The sequence below is a fragment of the Acinetobacter sp. ESL0695 genome, from assembly GCF_029392135.1.
GTDB lineage: Bacteria > Pseudomonadota > Gammaproteobacteria > Pseudomonadales > Moraxellaceae > Acinetobacter > Acinetobacter pollinis.
The window spans coordinates 1,632,961-1,647,051 of the sequence record NZ_CP113932.1 but is presented as its reverse complement, the minus strand read 5'-3'; the positions used below and the strand labels follow the sequence as shown (position 1 = coordinate 1,647,051).

16 protein-coding genes are annotated in these 14,091 nt (G+C 36.8%); 10 read left to right on the top strand and 6 right to left on the bottom strand.

Annotation, left to right across the window (positions count from 1 at the left end; all coding sequences use genetic code 11):
- Positions 1-4: 4 nt before the first annotated feature.
- Positions 5-340: a hypothetical protein gene (locus tag OZX61_RS07955; protein WP_277094472.1), complete on the bottom strand. Its 336-nt coding sequence runs from the start codon at positions 338-340 to the stop codon at positions 5-7.
- A gap of 168 nt (positions 341-508) precedes the next feature.
- Between OZX61_RS07955 and OZX61_RS07950 the strand changes: the two genes are divergently transcribed.
- Positions 509-952 carry an Ivy family c-type lysozyme inhibitor gene (locus OZX61_RS07950; RefSeq protein WP_277094471.1) on the top strand — a complete coding sequence of 148 codons (444 nt, stop codon included), beginning with the start codon at positions 509-511 and terminating at the stop codon, positions 950-952.
- A 47-nt stretch (positions 953-999) separates the two neighbouring features.
- On the opposite strand, the gene OZX61_RS07945 is transcribed toward OZX61_RS07950, so the two are convergent.
- Positions 1,000-1,701 carry an SIMPL domain-containing protein gene (locus OZX61_RS07945; RefSeq protein WP_277094470.1) on the bottom strand — a complete coding sequence of 234 codons (702 nt, stop codon included), beginning with the start codon at positions 1,699-1,701 and terminating at the stop codon, positions 1,000-1,002.
- 456 nt (positions 1,702-2,157) lie between these two features.
- Here OZX61_RS07945 and OZX61_RS07940 point away from each other — a divergent pair, with 456 nt between their 5' ends.
- From OZX61_RS07940 to OZX61_RS07900, 9 genes are all read left to right on the top strand, one after another.
- A complete protein-coding gene (locus tag OZX61_RS07940; protein WP_277094469.1) occupies positions 2,158-3,534 on the top strand; it encodes a diaminobutyrate--2-oxoglutarate transaminase in 1,377 nt (458 codons plus the stop codon).
- A gap of 3 nt (positions 3,535-3,537) precedes the next feature.
- Positions 3,538-5,055 (top strand): aspartate aminotransferase family protein, encoded by a 1,518-nt coding sequence (locus tag OZX61_RS07935; RefSeq protein WP_277094468.1) that lies wholly within the window; start codon positions 3,538-3,540, stop codon positions 5,053-5,055.
- A gap of 239 nt (positions 5,056-5,294) precedes the next feature.
- A complete protein-coding gene (locus tag OZX61_RS07930; protein ID WP_195771337.1) occupies positions 5,295-6,326 on the top strand; it encodes a substrate-binding domain-containing protein in 1,032 nt (343 codons plus the stop codon).
- 77 nt (positions 6,327-6,403) lie between these two features.
- Entirely contained in the window at positions 6,404-7,783 is a 1,380-nt protein-coding gene (gene pstC / locus OZX61_RS07925; RefSeq protein WP_195771336.1) for a phosphate ABC transporter permease subunit PstC, read from the top strand.
- A 2-nt stretch (positions 7,784-7,785) separates the two neighbouring features.
- Positions 7,786-9,168 (top strand): phosphate ABC transporter permease PstA, encoded by a 1,383-nt coding sequence (gene pstA / locus OZX61_RS07920; protein WP_195771335.1) that lies wholly within the window; start codon positions 7,786-7,788, stop codon positions 9,166-9,168.
- A gap of 13 nt (positions 9,169-9,181) precedes the next feature.
- Positions 9,182-10,072: a phosphate ABC transporter ATP-binding protein PstB gene (pstB, locus tag OZX61_RS07915; protein ID WP_277095640.1), complete on the top strand. Its 891-nt coding sequence runs from the start codon at positions 9,182-9,184 to the stop codon at positions 10,070-10,072.
- Between the two features lie 69 nt (positions 10,073-10,141).
- Complete coding sequence (locus tag OZX61_RS07910; protein WP_277094467.1) at positions 10,142-10,459, top strand: NGG1p interacting factor NIF3; 318 nt, start codon at positions 10,142-10,144, stop codon at positions 10,457-10,459.
- 61 nt (positions 10,460-10,520) lie between these two features.
- Positions 10,521-11,087 carry a nicotinate-nicotinamide nucleotide adenylyltransferase gene (locus OZX61_RS07905; RefSeq protein ID WP_277094466.1) on the top strand — a complete coding sequence of 189 codons (567 nt, stop codon included), beginning with the start codon at positions 10,521-10,523 and terminating at the stop codon, positions 11,085-11,087.
- Positions 11,088-11,119: 32 nt separating this feature from the next.
- A complete protein-coding gene (locus OZX61_RS07900; protein ID WP_195771332.1) occupies positions 11,120-11,692 on the top strand; it encodes a YceI family protein in 573 nt (190 codons plus the stop codon).
- Between the two features lie 28 nt (positions 11,693-11,720).
- On the opposite strand, the gene OZX61_RS07895 is transcribed toward OZX61_RS07900, so the two are convergent.
- From OZX61_RS07895 to queE, 4 genes are all read right to left on the bottom strand, one after another.
- A complete protein-coding gene (locus tag OZX61_RS07895) occupies positions 11,721-12,182 on the bottom strand; it encodes a peroxiredoxin (protein ID WP_277094465.1) in 462 nt (153 codons plus the stop codon).
- 64 nt (positions 12,183-12,246) lie between these two features.
- Positions 12,247-12,648 (bottom strand): hypothetical protein, encoded by a 402-nt coding sequence (locus tag OZX61_RS07890; RefSeq protein ID WP_195771330.1) that lies wholly within the window; start codon positions 12,646-12,648, stop codon positions 12,247-12,249.
- A gap of 13 nt (positions 12,649-12,661) precedes the next feature.
- The gene (gene queC, locus OZX61_RS07885) at positions 12,662-13,330 is read right to left on the bottom strand and encodes a 7-cyano-7-deazaguanine synthase QueC (RefSeq protein WP_277094464.1); all 669 of its coding nucleotides are present in this window, start codon (positions 13,328-13,330) and stop codon (positions 12,662-12,664) included.
- 31 nt (positions 13,331-13,361) lie between these two features.
- A complete protein-coding gene (gene queE, locus OZX61_RS07880; protein ID WP_277094463.1) occupies positions 13,362-14,075 on the bottom strand; it encodes a 7-carboxy-7-deazaguanine synthase QueE in 714 nt (237 codons plus the stop codon).
- Positions 14,076-14,091: the final 16 nt, after the last annotated feature.

Sequence of the window (14,091 nt, the reverse complement as noted above, 5' to 3'; positions counted from 1 at the left end):
TTTTTTATGAAACTGTACAATAGGTATGGCAAACTTTTTTAATGAATGACCGTATATCATTGGTAGGTTCATCAAATTCAATTTCAATATAGTCGTAATCTACATTGTCTTGCTCTTCAGATTTAATTTTTACTATGGCTGTCTGATGAAGCACTTTAATTTCTTCAATTACATTTATAAATTCACAGTCGGTATCGTTTAAAGTGAGTATAAGCTCATGGTTTATACCTTGACTAAGAATGATGAAATCAATTGGGTCATCTACATCATCGTAAAATGCTATAGTTGATAATGAGCTGTCTTCAGTGAAGCTAATATGATGAGCGTGAAAGTATTTCATATTTTAAAAAAGAGTTTATGATATTGATATTGTACCGTGAATGAGAAAAAAGAATAAAAAATTAATATGTTTTATGAGACATGAGAAAGAACAATACATAAATATAAAATTTCAATCGTAATTTAATGAAATAATAAAATGATGAAAAACAATATAAGGGTAATACAAATGATAAAAAAGAATCTGATTGCTTTGGGTTTATTTACTATAATGGGTGTAACACAGCTAAATGCTGCACAACCAAACCAGCTTTTATCTGATAAAGTCGCGCAAGCTGAATTTAAAAAAATAAGCTTGAATAAGGCATTACCTCGTTGGACCAAGCAAGAAGGGACGACATCTGCGACAAAAACAGTCAATATTGGTAATAAAAGTTATCAGATATTTAACGTATGCCAACCACATAATTGTTTTGCAGAACAAGTGGTTGTAGCTTATGCACCCTCTACAAAAGAAACGTCAGCAGTTTATTCCAAGTTTAATGAAAAAATGGGAACACAACAATTAACATGGATGACGAATCAAGCTGAAATATCGATCGAAGTTAAAACTGTTCTACTTTCATCTTTAACTGGGGCTTTAGAAAACTATCCTCAGAAGTTCAATTTTTAGCTCATGAAGTTGGGTCATTAGAATTTTAATGACCCATACTGAACACGTTATTTAAGTTGAATACTACCGTTTGCATTTACAGTAATTTTAGTATTTCCAGCATCAAAATTTTGTGAAGTGTCTGCATTGACTGCTGCAGCTTTTGCAAAACTTGCACGTAACATCATGGGCTGTGCAAACTGCTGATTATTATTGGTATCTATATTTAAATTAATTAGCTGATAAGTGTTTTTTCTCCAAACTTGTGTTAAAGCATTAGCACGTTCTTGGAAGTTTTTTGATGCCTCTAATACCAACTCATTTTCTACTTTTTTACGTTGTGCATCTGAAACGTTAAAGTGAATAGATGAAATTTGGAAACTTGTTTGTAGCTCACTAATTGCTAAACTCATGGCCTTAAAGTCACTACTTTTTAGTTGAATTTCTGCTCGACTACGCCATTCTTTCAACTTTTGATTATCGTCGTAAATAGGGTAGGTACTTTGACCACCTGTTTGTGTCTGAATCTGAGCATAGTTTTTGGTAATTTGACTTGCTTTATTCATTGCTAAAGTAATTTGATTTGCTAAATCTGAAGGCTGTTTACTGCTTTTTTCAATGAAAAGTACGGCTTGCATCTGATCATTATTTACTTCTTTAGATGCATCTGTTTGTATATTAATCACATCGTAGTTTAATGGCGCGTTGTCTACAGCAAATGTTGATGTTGTTACAGCACAAAGTAATCCAGATAAAATTAAAAATCTCATAAAATAATCCTATGTATATCATCTAAAATATTACTGAGTCTTTTAGATAAGAACGATTTTTTTTGTAGCTGGTTTGTAAGATTTTTGATAAGTTTTAATAAAAATGAAATGCTAGAAAGCATATGATAAACAATAGGTTAAATATTTCTATTTATCTGTTCTGTGATTTGATGAACAATTTTCGTTTTAGCAGTGGACGAATGAAAATCTTTGATTTGAAGATTGAACTCATTCATGTTTAAACTAGAGAAGAAGTAAATAAAAATGATCGTTTTATTTAATGAAAATAAAGTTTTTAAGGGTCTTTATTTTTATATAAAAAAGCGTATCATCGCCTATCCTAGTTATAAGTTATATATCTTTATACTTAACTAGAAATCTTAAAAGCGCCGAGTCAAAAGACCACACGTCACCAGACTTATTTCTTTCAACCCTTATCAGAGATGGTAATCCGATATGAGCGTTAATTCTGTGAATCCTGCCACTAATAATTCTACTAACGAATACTACCTGACTCGCCAAAGTCAGATGGAATCGAATGTTCGTAGTTATCCACGTAAATTGCCGTTAGCAATAGCGAAAGCACAAGGTTGTTGGGTTACGGATGTTGAAGGTAAAGAATACCTTGACTGTTTAGCTGGGGCAGGAACGTTGGCTTTAGGCCATAATCATCCTGCAGTGATCCAAAGTATTCAAGACACCCTAGCAAGTGGTGTTCCATTACATACTTTAGATTTGACTACACCTTTAAAAGATAAATTTACTGAAACTTTACTTTCTCATTTACCAGGCGGTAAAGAAGAGTACTGCTTACAGTTTTGTGGCCCGTCTGGCGCAGATGCGACAGAAGCTGCAATGAAACTTGCAAAAACGTATACAGGTAGAGGCGCTGTTGTGAGCTTCTCTGGCGGCTATCATGGTATGACACATGGTTCGTTATCTGTAACAGGTAACTTAGGCGCAAAAAATGCCGTAAGCAATATGATGCCAGGTGTACAGTTCCTACCGTATCCACACGAATACCGTTGCCCACTTGGTTTAGGTGGAGAAGCGGGTGTAGACGCATTAACATACTACTTTGAACAGTTTATTGAAGACGTTGAAAGTGGCGTAACAAAGCCTGCTGCTGTTATTCTCGAAGCGATTCAGGGCGAAGGCGGTGTTGTTGTTGCACCAACAAAATGGTTACGTAAAATCCGTGAAGTGACAGAAAAGCATGGTATCGTTTTAATTCTCGATGAAGTGCAAGCTGGTTTCTCGCGTTCAGGTAAAATGTTTGCATTTGAACATGCAGGAATTGAACCAGACATTATTGTGATGTCAAAAGCAGTTGGCGGTAGTTTGCCATTGGCTGTATTAGGTATTAAACGTAAATTTGACGCATGGTCACCTGGTGCGCACACGGGAACATTCCGTGGTAACCAATTGGCAATGGGTACAGGCCTTGCATCTTTACAAGTGATTAAAGAGCAAAACTTGGCACAAAATGCACAAGAGCGTGGCGACTATATCCAAGCTGAAATTAAAAAGCTTGCACAAGAGTTTCCATGTATTGGTAACGTGCGTGGTCGTGGATTAATGATTGGCGTAGAAATCGTTGATGAACGTTTACCTGCAGACCATATGGGATCTTTCCCTGCAGATTCTAAGTTGACTGCAGCAATCCAAGCAACATGTTTCAATAATCAACTCTTGCTTGAAAAAGGTGGACGTAACGGAACAGTTATCCGTTTACTTTGCCCACTTATTATTACGCAAGAAGAAACTGAAGAACTGATTAAGCGCTTCAAAAAAGCACTTGCTGAGGCTCTTACCTCTGTAAGAGGTGCTTAACCAATGGTTGATTTTGCACAACATCGTCAATCATTGCTTTGCAATGATGCACAATCCATTGCCGACTATGAGTCGGCAATGGAAAAAGCAACTGAAGCGGTAAGTGCTTGGTTGCAAAATGATAAAATGTATACAGGTGGCAGTATTAAAGAGTTGCGTTCTGCAATTTCATTTAATGCAACCAAAGAAGGTTTAGGTGTACAAGTTGCATTGCAACGTATGATTGAACTTTTTCTCAACAAAAGTTTAAAAGTACATCATCCTCACTCTTTGGCACATTTACATTGTCCAACAATGGTGGTTAGCCAAGTTGCAGAAGTTTTAATTAATGCAACAAACCAATCTATGGATTCGTGGGATCAAAGTCCTGCGGGTTCCCTGATGGAAGTCCAGCTGATTGACTGGCTACGTCAGAAAGTAGGTTATGGCGCAGGGCAAGCAGGTGTATTTACTTCAGGTGGTACACAGTCTAACTTGATGGGCGTTTTGCTTGCACGAGATAAGTGTATTGCAACTCACTGGAATGGTCATTCTGTACAGCGTGATGGTATTCCAAGTGACGCGATGAAGAATGTCAAAGTCATTTGTTCTGAAAATGCACACTTTTCTGTACAAAAGAATATGGCATTAATGGGTATGGGCTTTCAGTCTGTAGTCACTGTTCCTGTAAATGAAAATGCTCAGATGGATACCCAAGCGCTTGAAAAGACGATGGCCCATTTGAAGTCTGAAGGGAAAATTGTAGCTTGTGTGGTTGCAACCGCAGGTACAACTGATGCTGGTGCAATTGACCCTCTTAAAGAAATTCGTGCAATTACTGAAGCCTATGGTACATGGATGCATGTAGATGCAGCATGGGGCGGTGCACTTATTCTTTCAAATGATTATCGCCACTGGTTAGATGGATTAGAGCTTGCAGATTCTGTCACATTAGACTTCCATAAGCATTATTTCCAAACGATTAGTTGTGGCGCATTCTTATTAAAGGATGAAGCGAACTATCGTTTCATGCACTATGAAGCAGAATATTTAAACTCTGCCTATGATGAAGAACATGGCGTACCTAATCTTGTTTCTAAATCGTTGCAAACAACGCGTCGTTTTGATGCGCTGAAACTATGGATGACTGTTGAAGCTTTAGGTGAAACACTCTATGGTTCAATGATTGATCATGGTATTAAACTTTCTCGTGAAGTTGCAGATTATATTCAAGCAGACGATGAGTTAGAATTGTTGGTTCAACCACAATTTGCATCTGTGCTATTTAGATTAGTGCCGACAGGATATCCAAAAGAGTTTATCGATAGCTTAAATCAAAACGTTGCAGATGAATTATTTGCGCGTGGTGAGGCAAATGTCGGTGTAACAAAAGTGGGTGATACACAGTCTTTAAAAATGACGCTATTAAGTCCTGTTGTAACATTAGAAAATGTAAAAAGCTTGCTTGATCAAATTAAATCTGAGTCAAATCGTATTAAAGATCAAATTGTGGCAGGTACATATACACCACCAATTGATTGATAATAAAGTAAAAAAGGTCACGTAAGTGGCCTTTTTTTATGATAATATTTTGTGCATGATTAAGGTGGATTTAATATTAAATAATTAGAATTTTGTATAAGACTATAAATTATAATTAAAGTGTCATAAAGATGTAACCAAACTGTCATTTAAAGAAACCAAAATAGATTCCAAGAGAATACGACAAGATATTGCTCAGTAGCACCAGCGATATCACTTTTAGGTTTTGAGAGATGACAATGAAATTAAGTAAGAAATATGCGGCAATCGCATTAGCAATTTCTAGCGCAGCATGTGCACTTAATGCAAATGCAGCACGTGAAACAATTCAAATCGCTGGTTCTTCAACTGTACTCCCTTATGCAAGTATTGTAGCAGAAGAGTTCGGTAACACCTTTCCACAATTTAAAACACCTGTAGTTGGTTCTGGTGGTACATCTGGTGGTTTAAAACAATTCTGCCAAGGTGTGGGCGACAATACGATTGATATCGCAAATGCATCTCGTAAAATTAAAGAATCAGAGCTTGAAACTTGTCATAAAGCTGGTGTGAAAAAAATACAAGAAATTAAAATTGGTTACGATGGTATTGTTTTTGCATCGAATGCATCAAAGCCAGCCTTTCATCTAAAACCATATCATGTATTTACTGCATTGGCTGCTCAATTGCCATCTAATGGGAAACTAGTACCAAACCCATATACACATTGGAATCAAATTGATGCTGCTTTACCAAATGAGCCAATTACATTGGTCATTCCTGCATCTAATCATGGAACACGTGAAGTTTTCCAAGAAAAAATGGTTGAAGCAGGTTGTGAAACATACAGCTATTTCAAAGGATTGCCAAAAGATGCACAGCAAAAAGCATGTTCTAACTTCCGTAAAGATGGCCGCGTTGTAGAAATTGCAGGTGATTACACAGAAACATTAGCACGTTTAAAAACTTCTCCAAATGCAGTTGGTGTATTCGGTTTAGGTTTCTATGACCAAAACAAAGATCGTTTACGTGTAGCAACAGTGAACAATGTTACTCCGAGTGAGCATACTGTACTTGATGGTACGTATCCTGTCTCTCGTCCACTTTACTTTTATGTAAAAGGAGAACATACGAAAGTAATTAAAGGATTACCTCAGTATGTAGAGTTTTTCCTAAATAAGAAAATCTCAGGAAAAAATTCAAAGCTTGATAAAGCAGGCTTAATTTCTATGTCAGATGCTGAGCGTGCTCAAATATTAGCTGACTTTAAAGCAGGAAAGTCTGTTAAGTAATTAGCTTTTAAAAAGGTGGAGTGAGGGGGCTCACTTTCACCTTTTTTTATATTTTAGAAATAAATAGCGGAGAGAAGATGAATCTGCTTCTTATAGGTGTATTACTTGCTTTTATTGCAATAGGCTATCAGCTTGGTCTGAAAAAGAGTCGTAATATAGCGGGTCAGGGAAATAATTCGGCTGTACTGCACTCAAGACCTGGTTACTATGGTTCATTGGTTGCTTTATGGTGTGGTATTCCATCATGCTTGATTTTTATATTATGGAGCTTGTTTGAGCCAATGATGTTAAGTCATATGGTTTTCAGTCAAGTACCAGCAGATGTTTTGTCTCATCTCGATCCAGCAGGAAAATCTGTTCTATTGGATCGTGTAAAAGCAATTGCATCGGGTTTTGGCGTAACTGATCAAGCACAACCGTATGAACTTGCAATAGCAAAACAATATGCAGAAGCATTGAGCATTGGAAACTACGCACAATTTGTAGTGGTTATTTCTATTGCACTGGCAGGTCTTGTTTTTGCAAATAGAAAAATAAATAAAAGTTTTCGTGCACGTAATTACGTTGAACGAATGATTAGTATTAGTCTGGCATTATGTTCTGGTGTTGCAATATTAACGACAATCGGGATTGTAATGTCAATGCTGAGTGAAGCATTGAGATTTTTCCACTTTGTAGAGCCATCAGCCTTTTTCTTTGGACGTGAATGGAACCCTGGATTTAGTACGACAGGAAATGCTGAGGGAAGTTACGGTTTACTTCCATTGTTATGGGGTACTATTTTAGTCAGTATTATTGCGCTTTTGGTCGCGATTCCAATTGGACTATTTATTGCAATTTATCTTGCAGAGTATGCATCACCTCGTTTAAGAGCATGGGCGAAACCAACAATTGAAATTTTGGCAGGTATTCCAACAATTGTTTATGGTGTCTTTGCGTTAATGGTAGTAGGGCCATTTTTTAAAATGTTGGGAGACAGTGTCGGTTTACATATTAATGCGACCAGTGCACTTACCGCAGGCTTTGTCATGGGTGTAATGATTATTCCATTTGTATCTTCATTATCGGATGACATTATTACTCAGGTACCAAGAACTTTACGTGATGGCTCTTTAGGTTTAGGGGCAACAAAGTCTGAAACGATTCGCCAAGTGGTTCTGCCGGCAGCACTTCCCGGTATTATCGGAGCATTTTTATTGGCTGCATCTCGTGCCATTGGTGAGACAATGATTGTTGTACTCGCAGCAGGAAATAGCCCGTTGCTTCAAATTAATCCATTGGAAGCAGTTTCAACAGTGACAGTAACGATTGTAAATCAGCTGACTGGAGATACTGATTTCGCAAGTCCTCAAGCGTTGGTTGCCTTTGCATTAGGTCTGACCTTATTTGTAATTACTTTGGGCTTAAATATTGTTGCACTGTATATCGTGCGTAAATATCGCGAGCAATACGAATGAGCATGAATACTATGAATACATCTACATCTGCGGAAACGCTTACAGTGAAAGAGCAAAGTGATCAAAGAAAAAAATTGATTATGCAGTCTTTGGGTAAGCGTCATAGAAAAGAGAAGCGGTTTAAGATCTTCGGATTCAGTGCAGTTTGTATTGGTTTGATGTTCGTTGCTATATTATTTGGTAGCATTTTATATAAAGGTTTACCTGCATTTTGGCAAACCAGTTTAACTGTACCAGTGTATTTCGATCCAAAAATTATTGATGCAGGTGCACCACCAGTTAAAGAAAGCAATGAATCGCCAGCGGTATTTAATGAGCGCTATGTCGATTGGCAAACAAAAATGGGCATGGTCGATTGGGATGGTATTATCGCCAAATCAGTCGTTGCACAGCATAAAGATATCCAAAGCAAGCAGGATGAGCTTAGTAGCATTTATACAAGCTCAGAAACCTATCGCCTAAGAGATATGGTTTTTGCAGACCCAAGTTTGATTGGTAAAACAGTTGAGGTAAAGCTACTTGCAGATGCGAACGTAGATGTATGGTTGTCTGGGAAAATTGATCGCTCTTTACCAGATGAGCAACAGCAATTAAGCCCAGAAGTAAGATCACTTGCAGATGAGTTAAAAGCAAAAGATATTTTACAAAATACGTTCAATTTTCAGATTTTTACCAATACAGATTCGCGGAGCTCACCTGCAAGCAGTGGTTTAGCTGGTGCATTTGTTGGCTCTTTATTCATGATGCTTATTGTAATCTTTGTTTCTATTCCTATCGGTGTAGCAAGTGCAATTTATCTTGAAGAATTCGCGAAAAAAAGTGTATTAACAGATATCGTTGAAGTTAATATTAATAACCTAGCTGCTGTACCATCGATTGTATTTGGTTTACTCGGTGCAGCTATTTTTATCGGTTGGATGCATTTACCACTGTCTGCACCGTTAGTAGGTGGTCTAGTATTAAGTTTAATGACTTTACCTACAGTAATTATTACAACACGTGCATCTTTAAAAGCTGTTCCGCCTTCAATTCGTCAGGCTGCGCAAGGCTTAGGTGCATCTAAAGTACAAACAGTGTTTCATCACGTGTTGCCTTTAGCGCTACCGGGAATTTTGACGGGTGCAATTATTGGTGTAGCACAAGCATTAGGCGAAACAGCACCTTTATTATTAATTGGAATGAGTGCTTTCGTTGCAAGTGTTCCGACAACACCAGTAGATCAATCAACAGCATTACCTGTACAAATTTTCTTATGGCAAGGTAATGAGTTGCGTAATTTCTTTGAAGGAAGAACCGCAGCAGCGATTATTGTATTGTTAGCAATGATGATCGGTTTGAATGGTTTGGCTATTTGGCTAAGAAAGAAATTTGAAGTACGTTGGTAATTGGAGAGCGTCTATTATGAATACATTAAATCCAACTCGTACAGAGCAGAATCAAAAAGATATGACAACAGATCAAGCACAATCTCGTATTAGTATTGGTAGTTTTGAACAACCAAGCGTTGCGCCATCATCGAATGATGCAAAAAAGAAAATCAAATTGCGTACAGAAGATGTACACGTATATTATGGCGAAAGTGAAGCAATTAAAGGAATAGATTTAGATATCTATCAAAACGAAGTTGTTGCTTTTATTGGTCCGTCAGGCTGTGGTAAATCTACATTTCTTCGTACGCTCAACCGTATGAACGATACGATTGAAAGCTGTAAGGTAACTGGAAAAGTGATGCTGGATCAGCAAGATATTTATGATCCAAACTTAGATGTCGTTTTACTGCGAGCTCAGGTGGGTATGGTATTTCAAAAACCAAACCCATTTCCAAAATCGATTTTCGATAATGTTGCATATGGACCAAAACTCCATGGTTTAGCACGTAATAAATACGACTTAGAAGAGATTGTTGAAAATAGCCTAAGAAAAGCAGGACTTTGGGAAGAAGTTAAAGAACGTTTAAACCAACCTGGTACAAGTTTATCGGGTGGTCAGCAACAACGTTTATGTATTGCGCGTACCATTGCAGTTAGTCCAGACGTTATTCTTATGGATGAACCTTGCTCTGCATTGGATCCGATTGCTACAGCAAAAATTGAAGAGCTTATTTCTGAGTTATCTACACAATATACAATTGCAATTGTGACACACTCAATGCAACAAGCAGCAAGGGTATCGAATCGTACAGCATATTTCCATTTAGGTGATCTAATAGAAGTAAACTCTACCGAGAAAGTATTTACTCAACCAGACCATCAATTGACTGAAGCCTATATTACTGGTCGTTTTGGTTAAGAATCGCTTTTTTATTGTAAAGCCTCTAAGACTTAGGGGCTTTTTTAATGTAGGAAGCTAAGTTAAATTATGTTAAAACTTATTTATTTTGTACCGGCCTCTCATTTAGAAATAACTAAAAATGCTATTTTTGATGCAGGTGGGGGATGTAGTGATCATTACCGAGAATGTGCTTGGCAGACCAAAGGAATTGGACAGTTTAAGCCTGCAAAAGGTGCTGAACCATTTATTGGAAACCTTGAGGAGTTAACCACATTAGAAGAATGGAGAGTAGAGATTCTGATTGATGAAACCCTTGCTGATCATATATGCAAGAGATTAGTAGAAGCACATCCATATGAAGAGCCTGCATTTGAATTAATAGCGCTATACTCACTGAAAAAATAATATGTTTGCTTGCATTGGATATATTTTTTATTATAAAAAAACGATTTTTGAAAAAATACTTATGGATACTTTAGATTATCTCGTTTTCATTGGAAGGTTTCAGCCATTTCATTTGGCACATATGAAAACAGTAGAGTTGGCTTTAGAACAAAGTAAATACGTTATTATTGCTTTAGGCTCTGCACAACCAGAGCGTACTACCAAGAATCCATTTTTAGTACAAGAACGTGAGCAGATTATCTTATCTAATTTTAACGAAGAAGATTGTAAAAGGATTATATTTGTACATATTGTCGATGTATATGATGATAAAAAATGGGTCGCGTTGGTCAAGGAGAAAGTATTAGAAAAAACAGGAGTGAATCAGAAAATTGGTTTGATTGGTCATTTTAAAGATAACTCGTCATATTATTTGGCACTTTTTCCAGATTGGAAATTGGTCGAGCTAGACAGTCTAGAAAATGCTTTGTCGGCAACACCTATTAGGGAAGCTTTTTATGCAGGTGAAATTCAGGAACAATATTTTCCTCATGGAACGATCAAATTTCTAAAATCTTTCATGAAAAATCCAATGTATGATACGCTTAGGACACAATTTTTTAAGGATCAGGTTGGAAAATCTAACTAAACTATGGTGTGTACTTATGATTGGGGCAGCATGTGCTTAATATAAAAAAGGCAATGATTCGATGCCTATCTATAGTTTCTTTATTTTGCTTAATAGCAAGCACGAGTATTGTAAACGCAGCAGATTTAAAATTTGCCGATGATGGGGAAGTCGGATTTTTCATTAAAAAATTGGGAATGAAAGTCATTGATGCCGATTTTCAACAAGTTGAATCTAATATTCGATTTGATCCAAATCATTTAGATCAAACACAAATTCACTTTGTCATTCAGGTAGATAGCATAGACCTAAGTAATAGTACCTTGCATGATATGCTACTGAGTGAAGATTTATTTGATGTTGCTAAATATAAAGAAATAACATTTGATAGTACACAAATACAGTCTCTAGGAAGCAACAAATACAATGTTTTTGGTAACTTGACGATTAAGGGTAAAACCAGACAAGTTGTATTCTATACCACTATTGAACCTGATAGTGACGGAACATTCGACTTTAAAGCTGCTACACAAATACAGACAAAGAATTTTGCAATGCAGTCTAAATTTGGTTCTTTAACCGATCATGTTGATATCTTTGTAGATGGTTCATTGGTTAAAAAATAAAGTCAGTATGAGAGTACTGACTTTTACTTTATATTGATTGCAGTGTTTTTAAATCTTCTAAAACCTGTTCTGCATGGCCAGCAGCTTTAACTTTTCTATAGCTTTTTACAAGCTTTCCTTCATGAAAAATAAAGGTTGATCGCTCAATACCAAAGACTTTCTTACCATACATATTTTTTTCTTTAATCACATCAAAATGCTTACATAGAATTTCTTCTTTGTCGCTAATCAGGTCGATCGTGAGATTTTGCTTTGTAGTAAAGTTCTGATGTGTTTTTACAGAGTCACGAGATACTCCAATGATCTGAGTATTTAGTGCGTTGAATTGATCTTTTAAACAAGAAAATCCAACAGCTTGTGTTGTACATCCAGGTGTCGAATCCTTAGGGTAAAAATAAATAATTAGCCATTCATGTAGGTATTCAGATAGGTTGATATGGCCAGAAGTTGTTGCAAATTCTTGGTTAGGTAAATCTATTTGTTCTGACATAAAAAAGTTATCTCCGAAAAGTAAACTAGCCACATAAAGTGGCTAGTTTTTGTATGTAACGATATTATTTAGAAGCTGCTTGAGCCTGTTGTTTCATCGCTTCTTCAGTAAGTGCTTTAAGTTTAGCAGTTAACTGAGGGCCAAAACAGTTTTGGATTTCTTTGTTTTGTTGTTGGATGAAAGGTAGAGTGCTTGGGCTCTTTTTCTGGTTCACTGTGCTAATAATTTGCCATTCTTGAGCTTTTGTAATTTTACCTTCTGCTTCTACTTGGCATTGGCAGAATTTATCTGCTTCAGAAGCAGTTAGTTTACCCGCTTTGCTTGCACTTTCTTTACAGTTACTTACAAGTGCTGCATGTACGTTTGTACTTTTAGATGGATCTTGAGCAGCATGCGAAGCTGTTGCTGTAAAAGCAACTGAAGCAAATAATGTTGAGAGAATTAATTTTGATTTTAACAAATTCATATAATTTACCTTTTTATGAAACATAGCGTGTAGGGTCATCAACTTTCGCTTCGAGAAATCCTTCTTTACGTAAGCGACAACTATCACACTTACCACAAGCACGTCCTTGTTCATCTGCTTGATAGCAAGAAACAGTTTGACTGTAGTCTACACCATGTTCGATGCCTAAACGTATAATATTCCCTTTGGATAAATGTAACAGAGGTGTTTCAATTTTAAGTGGTTTCCCTTCAACACCTGCTTTTGTTGCTAAAGCAGCCAAATGTGCGAAAGCTTCAACAAACTCAGGTCTGCAATCTGGATAGCCAGAATAATCTACAGCATTAACACCAATTACAATGGCTTCTGCTTGGAAAACTTCTGCTGCTGCTAAGGCATAAGACAAAAATATCGTGTTTCTTGCAGGAACATAGGTAATTGGAATACCTGATTGTGCTTCTTCTGGCACATCAATACTATGGTCTGTGAGAGCGGAACCACCAAGATTTCCAAGATCAATATTAATAATACGATGAGGGATATTGGCTTTTTCAGTTAAGTGTTTTGCTGCTTCAAGTTCTGTAGAAGAACGTTGACCATATTGGAAGCTTAGTGCAATACAGTTATAATTGGATTGCGCCCAAGCTAAACAGGTTGTTGAGTCTAATCCACCAGACAATAAAACGATAGCACGAGGGCGCATGTATTTTCTCCAAAGTATATGTAGGGTTGAATTAACGTCCTGTTTCGTCTTGCCAAAGTAGCTTATGTAGCTGTAATTGGAAGCGGACAGGAAGTCGGTCTTCTAAGATCCATTGAGCGAGATTTCTTGCAAAGGCAGGAAGTTTGGCATTGCCTTTTTCTACTGCAAATGCAGGTGAGAACCAAACGGTATTGACCTTCTTCTCAAGTTGATACTTTCTAACTTGTTCTTTTGACCATTCATAATCTTCACGGTTACAAATAACGAACTTGATTTGGTCTTTTGCAGTTAAATATTCAAAATTTTCAATTAAATTACGATGTGATTCACCAGATGTTGGTGTTTTTAAATCTAGAACTTTAGATACGCGTGCATCTACTTGTGCGACACTGAGTGCACCACTTGTTTCGAGTGAAACCTCAAACCCTAAATGACATAATTCATTTAGTAATGGAATACAATTTGGTTGAGCCAGTGGTTCTCCACCTGTTACACAGATGTAAGGGGTATGATGAGACTTGGCTTTTTCAATAATACTTTCTAAGGATTGTCTTTTTCCACCTTCAAATGAATAGGTGGTGTCACAATATGTGCAACGTAGAGGACAACCTGTTAGACGAATAAATACGGTGGGTAATCCTGCTGTATCTGCTTCACCTTGCAATGAGTAAAAAATCTCTGTAATACGTAGTCCAGATGAAGGATCCGTAACAGGAATTGTTGTTGAGCGAAGGGGAGAGTTCATAGCAAAATCAACCATA

Coding starts and splice junctions, on each gene's coding strand:
- OZX61_RS07955 (WP_277094472.1), bottom strand. CDS start 340: ATGAAATACTTTCACGCTCATCATATTAGCTTCACTGAAGACAGCTCA.
- OZX61_RS07945 (WP_277094470.1), bottom strand. CDS start 1,701: ATGAGATTTTTAATTTTATCTGGATTACTTTGTGCTGTAACAACATCA.
- OZX61_RS07930 (WP_195771337.1), top strand. CDS start 5,295: ATGAAATTAAGTAAGAAATATGCGGCAATCGCATTAGCAATTTCTAGC.
- OZX61_RS07950 (WP_277094471.1), top strand. CDS start 509: ATGATAAAAAAGAATCTGATTGCTTTGGGTTTATTTACTATAATGGGT.
- OZX61_RS07890 (WP_195771330.1), bottom strand. CDS start 12,648: ATGAATTTGTTAAAATCAAAATTAATTCTCTCAACATTATTTGCTTCA.
- OZX61_RS07935 (WP_277094468.1), top strand. CDS start 3,538: ATGGTTGATTTTGCACAACATCGTCAATCATTGCTTTGCAATGATGCA.
- OZX61_RS07895 (WP_277094465.1), bottom strand. CDS start 12,182: ATGTCAGAACAAATAGATTTACCTAACCAAGAATTTGCAACAACTTCT.
- OZX61_RS07905 (WP_277094466.1), top strand. CDS start 10,521: ATGGATACTTTAGATTATCTCGTTTTCATTGGAAGGTTTCAGCCATTT.
- OZX61_RS07940 (WP_277094469.1), top strand. CDS start 2,158: ATGAGCGTTAATTCTGTGAATCCTGCCACTAATAATTCTACTAACGAA.
- queE (WP_277094463.1), bottom strand. CDS start 14,075: ATGAACTCTCCCCTTCGCTCAACAACAATTCCTGTTACGGATCCTTCA.
- queC (WP_277094464.1), bottom strand. CDS start 13,330: ATGCGCCCTCGTGCTATCGTTTTATTGTCTGGTGGATTAGACTCAACA.
- pstA (WP_195771335.1), top strand. CDS start 7,786: ATGAATACTATGAATACATCTACATCTGCGGAAACGCTTACAGTGAAA.
- pstC (WP_195771336.1), top strand. CDS start 6,404: ATGAATCTGCTTCTTATAGGTGTATTACTTGCTTTTATTGCAATAGGC.
- OZX61_RS07910 (WP_277094467.1), top strand. CDS start 10,142: ATGTTAAAACTTATTTATTTTGTACCGGCCTCTCATTTAGAAATAACT.